Consider the following 14144-nt stretch of genomic DNA (forward strand, 5'->3'; position numbering starts at 1 on the left):
AGGAGACCCTATGACTCAGGCAACGGGGCCCACAGATCGCCCCTTGATTCTAGACAGCCTTTGGTATGGTGCTCATGTTGCGACCATGCAAGATGGGCATTTTTCGGTGATCGAAAAGGCGGCAATTGGCGTTCGGAACGGTCGTATTGTGTGGCTTGACGAAATGAGTAAACTGCCAGCTTATGAGGCTCAACAAGAGCATGATTTTGCGGGTGGTTGGGTCACGCCAGGTTTGATTGATTGCCATACGCATCTGGTTTTCGGTGGCAACCGTGCCGGTGAGTTTGAACAGCGTTTGAATGGTGTCAGCTATCAAGAGATTGCTAAACAAGGGGGCGGTATTGCCGCGTCCGTGAAGGCGACTCGTGATGCCAGTGAAGCGACCTTGCTGGCGTCAGCCAAACGTCGTTTGAGCAGTCTGATGCAAGACGGTGTGACCACGGTTGAAATTAAATCTGGGTATGGTTTGTCCCTGCAAAGCGAACTCAAAATGCTACGGGTTGCAGCCCAGTTAGAAGATCAACTACCGATTCATGTGAAACGGACTTGTCTGGCGGCTCATGCCATGCCGCCAGAATTCGATGACAAAGACGCTTACGTAGACTATTTGTGCGAAGAGGTTTTACCAACGGTTGCGTCATTAGGACTAGCGGATGCCGTGGATGCTTTCTGTGAAGGCATTGCTTTCAGTACTGAGCAAGTATCACGCTATTTTGAAAAAGCCAAAGCTTTGGGCTTGCCCGTTAAAATTCATGCTGAGCAGCTTACTTCACAAGGTGGTACTCGCATGGCGGCTTCGTTTCAGGCGTTATCTGCCGACCATATTGAATTTATTGAAGAGGCAGACGTCCAAGCCATGGCCGAGGCAGGCACAGTAGCGGTTTTGTTACCCGGGGCGTTTTTCACCTTAAAAGAAACCCAAAAACCCCCGATTGATTGGTTACGTCTATATCAGGTGCCAATGGCCATTGCTACCGATGCCAACCCTGGGACGTCACCTGCTTTGTCGTTGCGTTTGATGATGAACATGGCTTGTACCTTGTTTGCTTTGACGCCAGAAGAAGCCTTGGCTGGTGCCACCATTCATGCAGCGCAAGCGCTTGGTATGGCAGAGACGCATGGCTCTTTGGTCGTTGGCAAAGCGGCTGATTTTGTTTGCTGGGATGTGGAAAGCCCCGGTGAGTTGTGCTATTGGTTGGGCGGTCAGTTATTGAAACAGCGCATTCAGCAAGGAAAATTAACATCATGAGTGAATCTGTATCCTCTATTGCGTCTCCGTTCGAGTTTACTCAAGGTGATTCTCCGTTATTGGTCAGTATGCCGCACTCAGGTTTGAATCTCACCCCAGAAGTGGCGGCGGGATTGACGGATTTGGCGGCTAAATTGCCTGATACGGATTGGTTTATTCCTGAGTTATATGGCGATCTGGCTGATTTGGGTATTGGTTGCATCAAAGCCAATTATTCTCGTTACGTGATTGATTTGAATCGCCCTTACGATGACAAGCCCCTTTATGCGACCAAAACCACGGGATTGTTTCCTGATATTTTGTTTATCGATGAAGCTGTTTTTCAGGCTGAGAAAACGCCCGCAGAAGCTCATCGCCAAGCGTGTAAAAAACAAATCTGGCGTCCTTATCACGATACCATTGCCAAAGAGCTAGCTCGCCTGAAAGACAAATTTGGTTATGCCGTCTTATTTGATGCTCACAGCATTGCCGCCGAAGTGCCCATGTTGTTTGAAGGTCACTTGCCAGACTTTAATTGGGGCACCAACAATGGTGAATCTTGTGATATGGCTCTACCGGGTATGCTCACGCAAATCTTACGACCAAATTACACCCAAGTGCTCAATGGTCGATTCAAAGGCGGTTACATTACGCGCCAATTTGGCCAGCCAGCAGAAGGTATTCACGCCATTCAGCTAGAACTGTCTCAAGCCACCTACCTAGATGAAAATGCCGCTCAGCAAAACGAATATCACTTGGATCAAAGTAAATTACCCTTTATCCAACAGCAACTTAGGGAAGTGATGGAAGGCATTTTGCAGATAAGATTCTAGTTTTTCTTATTCTTTACTGAGAGTCCCTATGTTGTAAAAATGACATGGGGATTTTTTTGGTCATAGGATTTCTTAGCTTTCGTTTTTCTTGACGCCAATGGAATAGAGCGTCATGGTGGATGTATCAAATTTATAGGAAAAGGAATTCTTATATGTTCAAAAACTATTTTTTAGCGTCTTCTGCTTTTCATTATTTCTGTTTGATTTTTGATCGACAAATTACGCCAATGGCGTATAATTTGGTGATGGTATGGTGATTATTGAAACGTCTATCTTCACTAAACTCATCAGAGAAATAATGAATGACGACGAATACAAAGAATTGCAGGAAGCCTTAGTGGCTAAACCTGATCTTGGTGTATTAATTAAGAACAGTGGTGGTTTGAGGAAGGTTCGTTGGTCTGTTGATGGACGTGGTAAAAGAGGTGGTGTGCGATCATCTATTATTGGATGACCAATAATGATCAAGTTTACATGCTGTATGTTTTTCCAAAAAACACACAAGACAACTTAACCGATGCACAAATCAAAACTCTCAGACAGATAGTGGAAAGGTGGTCATTATGAACGACGGTGTATTTAATGAATTACTGGAAAGCGTGCAACAAGCCGATGGCATCATAAAAGGCCAAAACACGGCGGCGCGCATCACGGAATTTGCCGAGCCAGAAGTAAAAGCGATTCGGACAAAAACCGGCTTAAGCCAAAGTCGCTTTGCTAGCCTGTTAGGGGTTAGCAAACGTACTTTAGAGAACTGGGAACAAGGCCGTCGTCAGCCAACAGGGCCAGCACGTGCTTTGCTGAAAATTGTCGATGCTGATCCTGAACATGCGCTAAAGGCGTTGCATGGTTAACCAAACAGTTATTTATGCTTTTTAAATACTTTGAAAATATCCCCTACTTTTTTGAACGAATTTACTACTTCGAGATTCTGTAAAGTTTGAAGTAGCTTTTCGTTTTCTGGAGTATTTGGGATTTTTGGTTGGTTTCTGCCTTTTGATGCTAATTTTGAATAATCGCCTTCTATATATTCCAATATTCTAAATAGCTGGACTTCCCAGACTTTACTAGACACCTATTAACGTTAAAATCTAGTTAAATAAGAGGTGTATTATGAAGTCCGAACGATTCTGTTAACGCAGTTAGTGGGCTTGGATTTGTTGTGGGAGTTTAGCGGTTCTATCCGCGTATTTGAGGGAAGGGAATAATAGTGATTTTCGTTTACTTATTGGTTTGATATGACGGGGTAATCAACTACATAAAAAAACAATTAATTTAGGCTTAAGCATCGTATAGTTGGATCAATCAAAATCACTCTGAGAGAGAATGTATGAAGCTTTCAAGTAAATTCACTTTGATTGTTTTCGTTGTGTTTTTAGTTATTGCGGGACTGTCTTATTTGTCTGTTTATACTTTAAAAGAGAGTCTTATTGATGCTCGAAAGCATGAAATTCAGTCGATTTTGAAATTTACGGTGAATCAGGCGAATTACTATATAGAGCAAGAGAAGAATCAGATACTGACCCGTGAAGAGGCGGAAGAAAAGGTAGAAGCGCTGTTATCTACGATGCGATTTGATAACTATTATATCTGGGCAAATGATTCAAATGGCATTGCGAGAGTGCATGTCAAACAATCTGTTGTTGGGGCGTTTCAGACTTCTTACCCTAAATATGTCAATGATTTAGATGAACATCCTTTCATGTTTGTTGTTGGTGAAAGCCGTAAAGCTACTTCAAATGCTTTGTATGTGAAAGTGAACGGCATGACCTTGTTGCCGGATTGGCGATGGATGATAGGTATTGGCGTTTATTTAGATGAGTTGGATGAAACCTTACGTCAGTATACTCATCTTGTAATCGCGATTGCGGTGGCTTCGTTTTTACTTCTCTTGGGCGTGTTATTGTGGGTCTATCGAAATACGATTAGCGTGTTGGGGGATGACCCTAATCGAGCTTATGATTTGATGAGAAGAGTGGAACGAGAAGGGGTTCACTATTTAATCGAAGAGCGCTTTCACAAAGGCAGTTTGCTCTATTTAATTAGAGACAGTTTTGAGCATTTTTATCACGCTTTTGAGTCCATGCAACAGCATGCGTATATGGTGGCAGACAAAACTGAAGAGGTGACGCTTGCGACACAGCAAGCTGAAAAACTAATGCAGCAGTTGCTGGTTCAAGGTCGTCAGCTTTCAGAGGCTTTGTCACACAACTCTGAACAAGATATAGCGGTTATTCAAGCATCTTATTTTGCATTATTACAGGATCTTGAAGAGGTTTTGGTCCAGTTGAATTGCGCCGTTGAACAGTCGTCAAATATCAAGCAAGGTGCCAATAAAATCATTGATGATTTAGGTAACTTAGACTTTTAAAAAAGCTTAGTCTGGTGAGTTGGTTAAGAAGGCAGTGGAGGTAAACGGCTGATTTTTTAACAGCTTACCAAGTGACTCGGTATCGACTGCTTTTGAATATAGCCAGCCTTGTCCAATGGCATTGGGGGTGTGTTGTGTTAGGTAATCGACTTCTTCTAGTGATTCAATGCCTTCAAAAACAAGCTTCACGTCCAATTTACTGACCAACAGAAAAATACTGTCTAAGGTGATCTGGTTGACGGTTTGAGTGCCAATGGATTGAATAAACATCTTATCAATTTTGATTTCATGAGGATCAAAGGCGGTTAACCAAGACAAGTTCGAAAAGCCTGTACCAAAATCATCAAGAGAAATTTGGTACCCTTTGCGTAAGAAACGTTTGGTGACTTGTTTTAATACGTCACTTTGTGCCGCGGAACGTTCGGTCACTTCGAAAATAATCTGTCCTGGATGAATGCCTCTCTGCTGTACTTGCCTTTCAACGAAATGTAAGAAGCTTGGGTTTGAAAGATCTTGGATGGACAAATTGATGCTTAGGGTAAAGTCCGAGTTGGCTTTCAAATAGCGCAACATGTCGTCTAAATTTTTCTTCACTAGCTGCTGCGTCAGAGGGGTGATGAGTTTATTTTTCTCAGCACAAGCGATGAATTGGTCTGGTGAAACCGTACCCAGTTCTTGGTCTTGCCAACGTGCTAAGGCTTCAACACCAATGATTTCACCTGTATTTAATTGGATTTTAGGTTGGTAAAGTGAATATATTTGATCATTTTTAATGGCGTATTTTAAACGGTAAATCAGTGAACGACGGTTGGACTTAAAAATCGCCCAACTAAATGCCATGAACATCCCAAAGAACGCCCCGACCAAAATCGCCCAAAGCCATTGCCAGATATTCATGTCAAAATAACCTGTTCTTTTATCAATGGCCGTGGCGCAGAAATTAAAGCCAGCAGGGCATATTCTTAACGTTAATATATTGTTAGCCGTGGGCAACATAGGCACATTATTCTTTGAGTAAGACATGGCCTTTTTAGCTTCTTCTAAGGTGATGTCATCGAAAATTCGATAAATATGTTGTTTTTTTGAAGAATACAGCACACTACCCGTTTTGCGAGAGTGGCGAATTAAATCTGTGAAAGTGGCTGGAGAAGGAATGACAAAAGCATTTCCAGCACTAAACACGGAGCGTTGTTGTCCTTTTGCAAACAGTCCATTGGTTTCAGGCCAATTAATGCGAAAACTGGTGTCTATGTTAGCTTGTTTAGGAAGTTCTAGAGGTGGTGTGAATGGGCCCCACAAAGCAGAGCAAATGAGCTTATGATCCTCTGTAATACGCCCTATGTCTTCAATATAAGGGTATTTCAATAGCGCTATTCGCAAACTATTGAGGTCTTTGTCAGAACAGGCTATCTGATCATTGGTGATGGCCAAATTAAGACTTGTACGCATTTGGAAGACGGATTGCTTGGTACGCTCAATGATGCCTTCTAAGTAACGCTGTAGGGAATGCTGTTCTTGGTAGAGGTAGAAAGCATGGTGTGCGAACAGACTGACACTGATGGAAAAGAGAAGATAAATACTCAGCTTTTGCCATGATGGCAGCAAGACGGATGACAATATCATATCGAGTATGATGGATTTCTTTCGAAAATACCCCAGCATGATTTGTCGCTTTTATCCTGATGTGTAATGCGTAACTTAAAATCTTCTAAAAGGAGTTTAACTGATTATTCGCTAAAAAAGAAATAAGACGTCTAAAAAAGGGAAAGTCTGCTAATGTGCCTTCCCTTTTTGTTATGTATTGTGAGTTTAGATTAACGACTTTTCAGATAAGCTAACATGGTATCCGCATCAGACACTTCAAATGGATCACTGGGAGCATTATCTTGATACCCTGGCTCGGTCAGCATTTTTTTGATTTCACCATTGTCCACATGCATGGCATAACGCCAGCTACGCATACCGAAACCAAGATTGTCTTTTTTCACCAGCATGCCCATTTGACGAGTGAAGTCACCATTGCCATCCGGCAGTAGAAAAACATTTTTCGCATTTTGGCTCTTACCCCATTGGAACATAACGAAGGCATCGTTGACTGAGATACAAATGACAGTATCCACACCTTGCCCTTTAAATTCTTCATACAGTTCCTCATAACGAGGTAAATGAGAGGTTGAGCAAGTTGGTGTAAAGGCACCAGGTAATGAAAACACTACGACACTTTTGTTTTTAAACAGATCATCGGTTGATACATCTTTCCATTCGAATGGGTTTGGTCCGCCGAGTGCTTCATTGCGTACGCGGGTTTTAAATATTACCTGAGGGACATGTTTTAACATGAGTTTTCCTTTTTTCATTTAGGGTATTTCAATAGGATTAGCACTTTAAAAAGCCGTGATTTTGTAAAAAACTTAGCATGTGTTCGCGCTTTTTCTTTTGCACGGCGGCGGCTGTTTGTTCAGACCAATTACTTTGTTTTTTATTGTCATCTCTGGATCGGTAATAAGTCTGCATTTGTTGGTCATATGCTTCCACATCTGAGGCGCAGCGTGAAGTATCGTAGGTGTCCCTATGTAAGATGCTGTTCACTGGAAGACGAGGTTTGAGATCTGGTTGAGCATCTGGGTAACCCAGACATAAGCCGAAAATAGGGTACACCTGTTTGGGGAGTTCAAGCAGTTGAGCTAATTGCTCAGGATCATTGCGAATACCACCAATAAACACCGCACCAAGACCAACGGATTCGGCGCCCAACATTAAATTTTGTGCCATAAACGTGGCGTCGGTTGTGGCGGCGATAAAATGCTCGGTATTGCCGTCTAATGGACCTAAACCTTGTTTTTCACTGCAATACTCAACACGGGTTAAATCGGCACAAATTACCAAAAACTCAGCAGCCGACTCAACCCAACCTTGGCCACCGGCTAATGTGGCAATCTGCTGTCGATGTTTTGGATTAGTGATTTGAATAATCGAATAAGCCTGAATAAAACTGGATGATGCTGCGCCCTGAGCCGCGCTAATCAGTTTTTCTAGCAAGGCATTATCTATGGTTTGATCGGTATATTGACGAATCGACTTATGGGATTTTTGGGCCTGTAATATGGGATTCAAGGGAATTCCTCCAGTAGATAATGGCCTTTCATACTAGAGGCTGAATCCTGTTTCGACAAGACGGTAGTCGTTAACGTCTTGTTTTTTCATATTAATGATAGTCCTTGCTGGCAACCTCTCCCCAAAGCTGTTCTATTGTTCGGTCACGTCCACAGCTGGAACGATAAAAGCCATAGCGAATGGGGTTCTTTTTGTAATAGTCTTGATGATATTGCTCTGCCAGATAAAACTCACTGGCAGGTAAGATGGGTGTGACGATGTCGGCGTTAAAGGGCTTTTCTTTGGTTATTTTTGCCAAAGACGCTTCAAATATCGCTCGCTGTGACTCATTTTGATAAAACAGCCCGGTACGGTAGGGAGCGCCTTTATCGCAGAACTGACCACTGGCGTCGGTGGGGTCAATGGTTTTCCAGAAGTAATCCACCAAACTTGTTAAAGAAACTTGATCATCCTCAAAGACGATCTCAACGGCTTCATAATGCCCTGTTTTTCCCAAGGAAACCTGTTTATAGGTTGGTTTCAGGGTCTGGCCTCCAGTGTAGCCGGATTCTACTTTGATGACCCCTGGTACTTTTTCAAAGTCTGATTCCACACACCAGAAACACCCTCCAGCGACAATCAAACGTTGTTGTTCAGCATGGGCTGTAGGGGCAAATGCTGCACTTCCTATGAGCCAGCCTGTGAGTATGCTTTGGCAGATGGGTTTCAAGGGCGAAAACGCAGTATGGTGGTTTTTCATTTGTTGACCTCAAGTAGGGGATTCTCATTTTTTACCCATTAACGCTATGTACCAAGCTTGTCATGTTGCAAATCAAGCCCATAATGAATGACATGTACCAATCATAATCTATAGACGTTACCAGTGATGGATTTCTTACACAGAATTTAAGAGGAAGCGTAATGAGCGATAACCACCAAGAATACGTGCCACCAACAGTCTGGCAGTGGGAAGCAAAAAGTGGCGGACAATTTGCCAACATTAACCGTCCTATTGCGGGGGCGACACATGAAAAGACCCTTGAAGTTGGTAATCACCCACTTCAACTGCATTCCTTAGCCACACCAAATGGCCAGAAAGTGACTATTATGTTGGAAGAGTTGTTGGCAATGGGGATTAGGGAAGCGGAATACGATGCCTACTTGATTAATATTGGAGAGGGCGATCAGTTTTCTTCTGGTTTTGTCGACATCAACCCAAATTCTAAAATCCCCGCTTTGATGGATCACAGTACCACACCACCAACGCGTGTATTTGAGTCTGGTGCCATCTTGCAATATCTGGCTGAAAAATTTGATGCTTTGGTGCCAACAGATCACCAAGCGAAAACCGAATGCCGTAACTGGTTGTTCTGGCAAATGGGGTCTGCGCCTTATTTGGGCGGTGGTTTTGGACACTTTTACGCTTACGCGCCAACTAAGATGCAATACCCGATTGATCGCTTCACCATGGAAACCAAGCGCCAGCTGGATGTATTGGATAAACACCTTGCTGCCAATACGTATATGGCAGGTGAAGAGTATTCCATTGCTGATATTGCGATCTGGACGTGGTACGGCAATTTGGTGCTCGGTAATCTCTATAACGCCGCGGAATTTTTAGACGTTGCAAGTTATCAGCATGTCGTGCGTTGGGCTAAGTTGATAGAGCAACGTCCCGCGGTGAAACGAGGTCGTGTGGTGAACCGCTCTTTTGGTGATGGCGCGCAGTTACACGAACGCCATGATGCCAGTGATTTTGACGGTTTAGATTTAGGTTAAATTAGTCAAAAAAAGTGCACTAAAAATTGGACAGGAAAAAATCCTTGGTCTAGTTTGAAAGAGTGAGTTATTTAACTCGACATATTTGCCCACTGGCAAACCATAATGAAAAAAGCCTACCTTGTGATCAAGTAGGCTTTTTTCATTTGAGCTGGTGAGAGGCTACAAACGCATCTCAATGCCGGCCTCGGCCATGCATTGCTTGGCCTCTTCAATACTGTATTCGCCAAAGTGGAAAATACTGGCGGCTAATACGGCATCGGCTTTGCCTTCGGTGACACCTTTAACAAGATGCTCAAGGTTACCAACACCACCTGAAGCGATCACCGGAACGTGAACCGCTTCGCTGATGGCGCGAGTGACGCCGAGATCAAAGCCATTTTTAGTACCGTCACGGTCCATACTGGTGAGTAGTATTTCACCGGCGCCGTAATCGACCATTTTCTTCGCCCACTCAACTGCGTCTAACCCGGTGGGTTTACGACCACCGTGGGTGAAAATTTCCCACTTGTCTGGTTCGTCTTCGGCACTGACTTTCTTGGCGTCGATGGCCACCACAATACATTGTGAACCGAAGCGTTGCGCTGCTTCACGGACAAATTCTGGGTTGAATACCGCAGCCGTGTTAATGCCCACTTTGTCGGCACCGGCATTCAACATGCGACGAATGTCGTCACAAGTTCGAATACCACCACCTACGGTAAGTGGAATAAATACTTGCGCGGCAATGGCTTCGACCATATGTACTGTGGTTTCACGGTCGTCTGAGCTGGCGGTTATGTCTAAGAAGGTGATCTCATCAGCTCCTTGTTCATCGTAACGTTTGGCCACTTCAACTGGGTCACCAGCGTCGCGGATATCCACAAATTGTACCCCTTTGACGACTCGCCCATTGTCCACATCCAGACAAGGAATAATTCGTTTTGCTAAGCCCATGTCGGCTCCTAATCTTTTACTTCGCTCGTTAAATGAGGGGGGCTAAGGTTTGCCATCCCAATGGATGAAGTTTTTGTAGAGTTGCAAACCATCTTTGTGGCTCTTTTCTGGGTGGAATTGCACGGCAAAGACATTGTCATGAGCAAGAGCAACACAGAATTCCAAACCATAGTCACAAGTGCCAGCTACATCATCTTTATTGCTTGGTACCACATAGTAACTGTGCACAAAGTAGAAGCGGGCATTGTCTGGAATCCCTTGCCAAAGTGGGTGTGAAATACTCTGTTTCACCTGATTCCAGCCCATGTGTGGCACTTTCAGTTTGCTGCCATCATGATCTTTATGGTCGTTGCCGAAGAATAAGGCGTTGCCTTGGAAATGGTTTAGGCAATCAACCCCGCCGTTTTCTTCACTGTGTGACATCAAGGATTGAATACCGACACAAATTGCTAAAAACGGTTTTTCCCGCATGGCTTTCTGAATGCTGGGGACCAATCCGGTGTTGTGCATTTCACCGATGCAATCACGGATGGCCCCTACGCCTGGTAATAAAACGCGATCGGCCGCATCAATGACAGCAGGGTCACTGGTGACAATCACTTGAGTATGATCGTCGGCCACGTGTTCTAAAGCTTTGGCGACCGAATGTAAGTTGCCCATACCGTAGTCAATCACGGCAACCGTTGAAGTGTGAACTTGACTCATATTTTACCTGTCCTAAAACAACTAGAGGCTTACAAGCAGCCCTTTGTAGATGGCATTTGACCAGCCATACGTTCATCCACTTCCAGTGCCATACGTAGGGCACGACCAAACGCTTTGAAAACAGTTTCAGCTTGGTGGTGAGTGTTTTTGCCACGTAGGTTGTCTAGGTGCAAGGTTACTTTGGCGTGATTGATAAAGCCGTGGAAGAATTCTGAAAACAAATCCACATCAAAACCACCGACAGAAGCACGAGTAAAGGGCACATGCATCTCCAAGCCTGGTCGACCAGAGAAGTCGATCACTACGCGGGAAAGCGCTTCATCTAGTGGAACATAGGCGTGCCCATAACGCTTGATGCCTTTTTTATCGCCAACGGCAATTTCAAAGGCTTGGCCTAAGGTAATGCCTAGGTCTTCTACTGTGTGGTGAGCATCAATGTGAAGGTCACCAACCGCGTGAATGTCTAGATCGATCAGGCCATGGCGAGCGACTTGCTCTAGCATATGATCTAGAAAAGGTACGCCTGTGACGCAGTTAAATTTACCGGTACCGTCTAGGTTGATCGACACCTTGATCTGAGTTTCAAGCGTATTACGCTCGACACTGGCAACGCGATCGGACATTGATTGGATTCTCCACAGTTGATGGCGACTGACCGCCACTTTAATGACATAGTGCGCCCATTATAGAACGAGGGCTCGTTAGCGGCTATGCCTTAACGGCAGGTTTTTTCATGAGTTCTGGCTATTGGATCGATTAACTCGGCTTGCGGGTGCTATGATAGGGCCACCAGTTGTGCTCATCATCGGTGTGTTTTTGAACGAATTTGCGTGTTGTTTTGCGCCTTTATAGGGAGCGTTTATTGATGGTTTGGTTTAAGCGATTTGTTTACTTTGTCTTGATTCTACTGACTTTGATCGGTTTGGCGTTGGCCTATGTCGGGCTGTTTGTGAACCCGAATGATTTTAAAGATGAGCTGAAAAATGTCGCAATGGAAAAAGCCAATGTGAGGTTGCGTTTAGAGGGCGACATTGGTTGGTCCTTTTTTCCTTGGTTAGGCTTAGAGATGGAAAACATTGGTGTGGCCATTGGGTCCGATGCTGAAATCGTGCAATTTGATCGAGCCGAATTTGGTTTGGCGATGCTTCCCTTGCTAGAACAAAAAATTCAGGTAAACAAGGTCAATTTGGTGAACCTGAAAGCTCATCTTCATCAAAATGCTCAAGGCGAAGGAAACTGGCAGTTGCAGATACCGCCCTCTACTTCAAAGACAGATGCCAACATGGCTGTGGTTAAGGGGAGTTCAAACGTTAGCGCTTCAGCTTCGCAAACAGCACACAGTAGCGACGTTAAAATTCCAGACATCCACCTAGAAGAGTTGCGTATTGAAAAGGCTCAGATTGTTTACCGGAATGAACAAACTAAGCAATTGATCGAAGCTGACTTAGATGTGCAGTTAAAAGACGTACAGTGGGACAAAGCTTGGCCAATGGTGATGGAAGCGAGCCTGACTCAGAGTGATCTACAAGGACACCAATCGATTAAGGTGGAAGCGAGTTTAAACAGCCAATTAACCGTTTTCCCTGAACGTGAATCCCTTTTATTAGATGCCTTGGTGGTGCAAGCCAGCATATCGGGTGAGGCGATTCCGGCTAGCCCGTTAGAGGCGAAGCTAAGCGCAGTCAATGTGGCGATGGATTTGCCACAGGAAAACTTGTTGATTGATGGTTTGTCACTCAGTTCGATGGGCGTAAATCTAGATGCGAAAGTTCAGGCATTTGAAGTGTTAAGTGATCCAAAGTTCTCAGCGACCTTGTCGGTTGGGGCGTTTAACCCACGTACCTTATTAACCGCTTTGCAGATCCCATTGCCTGATATGGCCGATTCAACGGCCTTGACGAAAGCCAGTGCCAATGTTGCTCTAGAAGGCAGTTTGGATGAATTGACGGTACAGCCTATTGCCATTGTGTTGGACGATACGAAAATAGAAGCAAATGCTGTGTTGTCTCTTTCTCCCTTGCGCTGGGATGTCAGTATTGCCGGTGCCAATCTGGACTTGGATCGCTACTTACCCGACCCCGTCGAAGCGGAAGCCGGTGTCGATACAGAAGCAGAAACAAAAATTGGCATAGAAGCAAAAAGCACAACGGCGAGTGGTAAGGCGCAAGCCAATCCCACTGAGGCAGAATTGATACCTGTGGAATTAATTCGGGGTCTTAATGGTCATGTTGGTCTGATATTTGATGACATTCAGGTCAAAAAACTCACCATAGACCAATTGGCTTTGGATACCACTCAAACTAATGGCGTCGTCAGCATTTCGCCTTTGGAAGCATCGTTATACCAAGGTAAAGTATCGTCTCAATTACGCCTAGATGTTCGTGGTAATACGCCTAAAATAGACATTGAACCCAGTGTCGAAGCGGTACAGATTCAACCATTTCTGATCGATTTAATGGCAATGGATAACATTGCCGGGGAAACCTTCTTAAGGGGTGATTTAACCAGCCAAGGAAACAGTGTCGATGCTCTGATGTCATCATTACAAGGTGACTTGCTGGTGGAAATAAAGCAGGGGGCTTTGGTGGGGACAAACTTGACCAAAAGTGTCTGTGAAGGCATAGCATCGATTCGTAAAAAGACACTCAATGTCAGTCAATTTGGTAATGATACTCCGTTTGAGACCATGCGCTTTCCTGCTCATATAGTCGATGGTCAGATTTCAACACCGGGTTTAGCTATTAGCTCAGTGGGGTTACAAGTGACGGGGGATGGCATCATTGCCTTGCCCACTCAATCTCTGAATTACCAAGTCAATGTGGGGATTGCTGGCAGCCAGTTAGATGCCGCATGTGGGGTGAATGAAACAGTCACTCAATTAACCTTTCCAGTGGTTTGTAAAGGGGCATTCAGCGATGATCCTGCCGGTTTGTGTCGTCCAGATTTAGTGGGCTTTGGAACATTGTTCGCGGACTTAGCGAAGCAAGAAGCGGCACAAAAATTGGCGGAAGAAAAAGCCAAACTAAAAGCAGAGCTGAAACAAAAAGAGGCGGAATTGAAGGCGGAATTAAAGGCCAAACGTGACGCCGAAGAAGCTCGATTAAAAGCCGAGCTGAAAGCGAAGCGCGAAGCCGAAGAGGAACGCCTCAAGGATAAGCTAAAAGATAAATTAAAAAGCTTGTTTTGAATGACATAAAAC

General features: G+C 44.4%; 14 protein-coding genes. 7 read left to right on the forward strand and 7 right to left on the reverse strand.

What is annotated here, in order from left to right:
- Positions 1–10: 10 nt before the first annotated feature.
- The 5 genes from hutI to MAR181_RS02065 all read left to right on the forward strand — a co-directional run bounded on the left by hutI (position 11) and on the right by MAR181_RS02065 (position 4432).
- Entirely contained in the window at positions 11–1249 is a 1239-nt protein-coding gene (hutI, locus tag MAR181_RS02040) for an imidazolonepropionase (protein ID WP_013794953.1), read from the forward strand.
- Positions 1246–2061 (forward strand): N-formylglutamate deformylase, encoded by an 816-nt coding sequence (gene hutG / locus MAR181_RS02045; protein ID WP_013794954.1) that lies wholly within the window; start codon positions 1246–1248, stop codon positions 2059–2061. The genes hutI and hutG overlap by 4 nt, the downstream gene beginning before the upstream one ends.
- Positions 2062–2359: 298 nt before the next feature.
- Positions 2360–2515: a hypothetical protein gene (locus MAR181_RS18580; protein ID WP_245546199.1), complete on the forward strand. Its 156-nt coding sequence runs from the start codon at positions 2360–2362 to the stop codon at positions 2513–2515.
- Positions 2516–2624: 109 nt separating this feature from the next.
- Positions 2625–2915: a NadS family protein gene (gene nadS / locus MAR181_RS02055; protein ID WP_013794956.1), complete on the forward strand. Its 291-nt coding sequence runs from the start codon at positions 2625–2627 to the stop codon at positions 2913–2915.
- A gap of 476 nt (positions 2916–3391) precedes the next feature.
- Positions 3392–4432: a cache domain-containing protein gene (locus MAR181_RS02065; protein WP_013794957.1), complete on the forward strand. Its 1041-nt coding sequence runs from the start codon at positions 3392–3394 to the stop codon at positions 4430–4432.
- Between the two features lie 6 nt (positions 4433–4438).
- Here MAR181_RS02065 and MAR181_RS02070 read toward each other — a convergent pair whose 3' ends face one another.
- From MAR181_RS02070 to msrA, 4 genes are all read right to left on the reverse strand, one after another.
- Positions 4439–6094, reverse strand: a complete 1656-nt coding sequence (locus MAR181_RS02070; RefSeq protein WP_013794958.1) for an EAL domain-containing protein — start codon at positions 6092–6094, stop codon at positions 4439–4441.
- 152 nt (positions 6095–6246) lie between these two features.
- Entirely contained in the window at positions 6247–6771 is a 525-nt protein-coding gene (locus tag MAR181_RS02075) for a peroxiredoxin (RefSeq protein WP_013794959.1), read from the reverse strand.
- A 37-nt stretch (positions 6772–6808) separates the two neighbouring features.
- On the reverse strand, positions 6809–7546 hold the full coding sequence (gene nfsA / locus MAR181_RS02080) for an oxygen-insensitive NADPH nitroreductase (protein ID WP_013794960.1): 738 nt from the start codon (positions 7544–7546) through the stop codon (positions 6809–6811).
- Positions 7547–7637: 91 nt separating this feature from the next.
- Positions 7638–8285 (reverse strand): peptide-methionine (S)-S-oxide reductase MsrA, encoded by a 648-nt coding sequence (gene msrA / locus MAR181_RS02085; RefSeq protein ID WP_013794961.1) that lies wholly within the window; start codon positions 8283–8285, stop codon positions 7638–7640.
- Between the two features lie 161 nt (positions 8286–8446).
- Here msrA and yghU point away from each other — a divergent pair, with 161 nt between their 5' ends.
- A complete protein-coding gene (gene yghU / locus MAR181_RS02090) occupies positions 8447–9304 on the forward strand; it encodes a glutathione-dependent disulfide-bond oxidoreductase (protein WP_013794962.1) in 858 nt (285 codons plus the stop codon).
- A gap of 162 nt (positions 9305–9466) precedes the next feature.
- Here yghU and hisF read toward each other — a convergent pair whose 3' ends face one another.
- From hisF to hisB, 3 genes are read right to left on the reverse strand one after another with little or no spacing between them, the layout of a single operon-like run.
- Entirely contained in the window at positions 9467–10240 is a 774-nt protein-coding gene (hisF, locus tag MAR181_RS02095; protein ID WP_013794963.1) for an imidazole glycerol phosphate synthase subunit HisF, read from the reverse strand.
- A gap of 42 nt (positions 10241–10282) precedes the next feature.
- Positions 10283–10945, reverse strand: a complete 663-nt coding sequence (hisH, locus tag MAR181_RS02100) for an imidazole glycerol phosphate synthase subunit HisH (RefSeq protein WP_013794964.1) — start codon at positions 10943–10945, stop codon at positions 10283–10285.
- Positions 10946–10974: 29 nt separating this feature from the next.
- The gene (gene hisB, locus MAR181_RS02105) at positions 10975–11568 is read right to left on the reverse strand and encodes an imidazoleglycerol-phosphate dehydratase HisB (RefSeq protein WP_013794965.1); all 594 of its coding nucleotides are present in this window, start codon (positions 11566–11568) and stop codon (positions 10975–10977) included.
- A gap of 242 nt (positions 11569–11810) precedes the next feature.
- Here hisB and MAR181_RS02110 point away from each other — a divergent pair, with 242 nt between their 5' ends.
- Positions 11811–14132, forward strand: coding sequence for an AsmA family protein (locus MAR181_RS02110; RefSeq protein ID WP_013794966.1), 2322 nt, complete (start codon positions 11811–11813; stop codon positions 14130–14132).
- The last annotated feature ends 12 nt before the right edge of the window (positions 14133–14144 follow it).

The sequence above is a fragment of the Marinomonas posidonica IVIA-Po-181 genome (assembly GCF_000214215.1).
In the GTDB taxonomy this organism is placed as follows: Bacteria; Pseudomonadota; Gammaproteobacteria; order Pseudomonadales; family Marinomonadaceae; genus Marinomonas; species Marinomonas posidonica.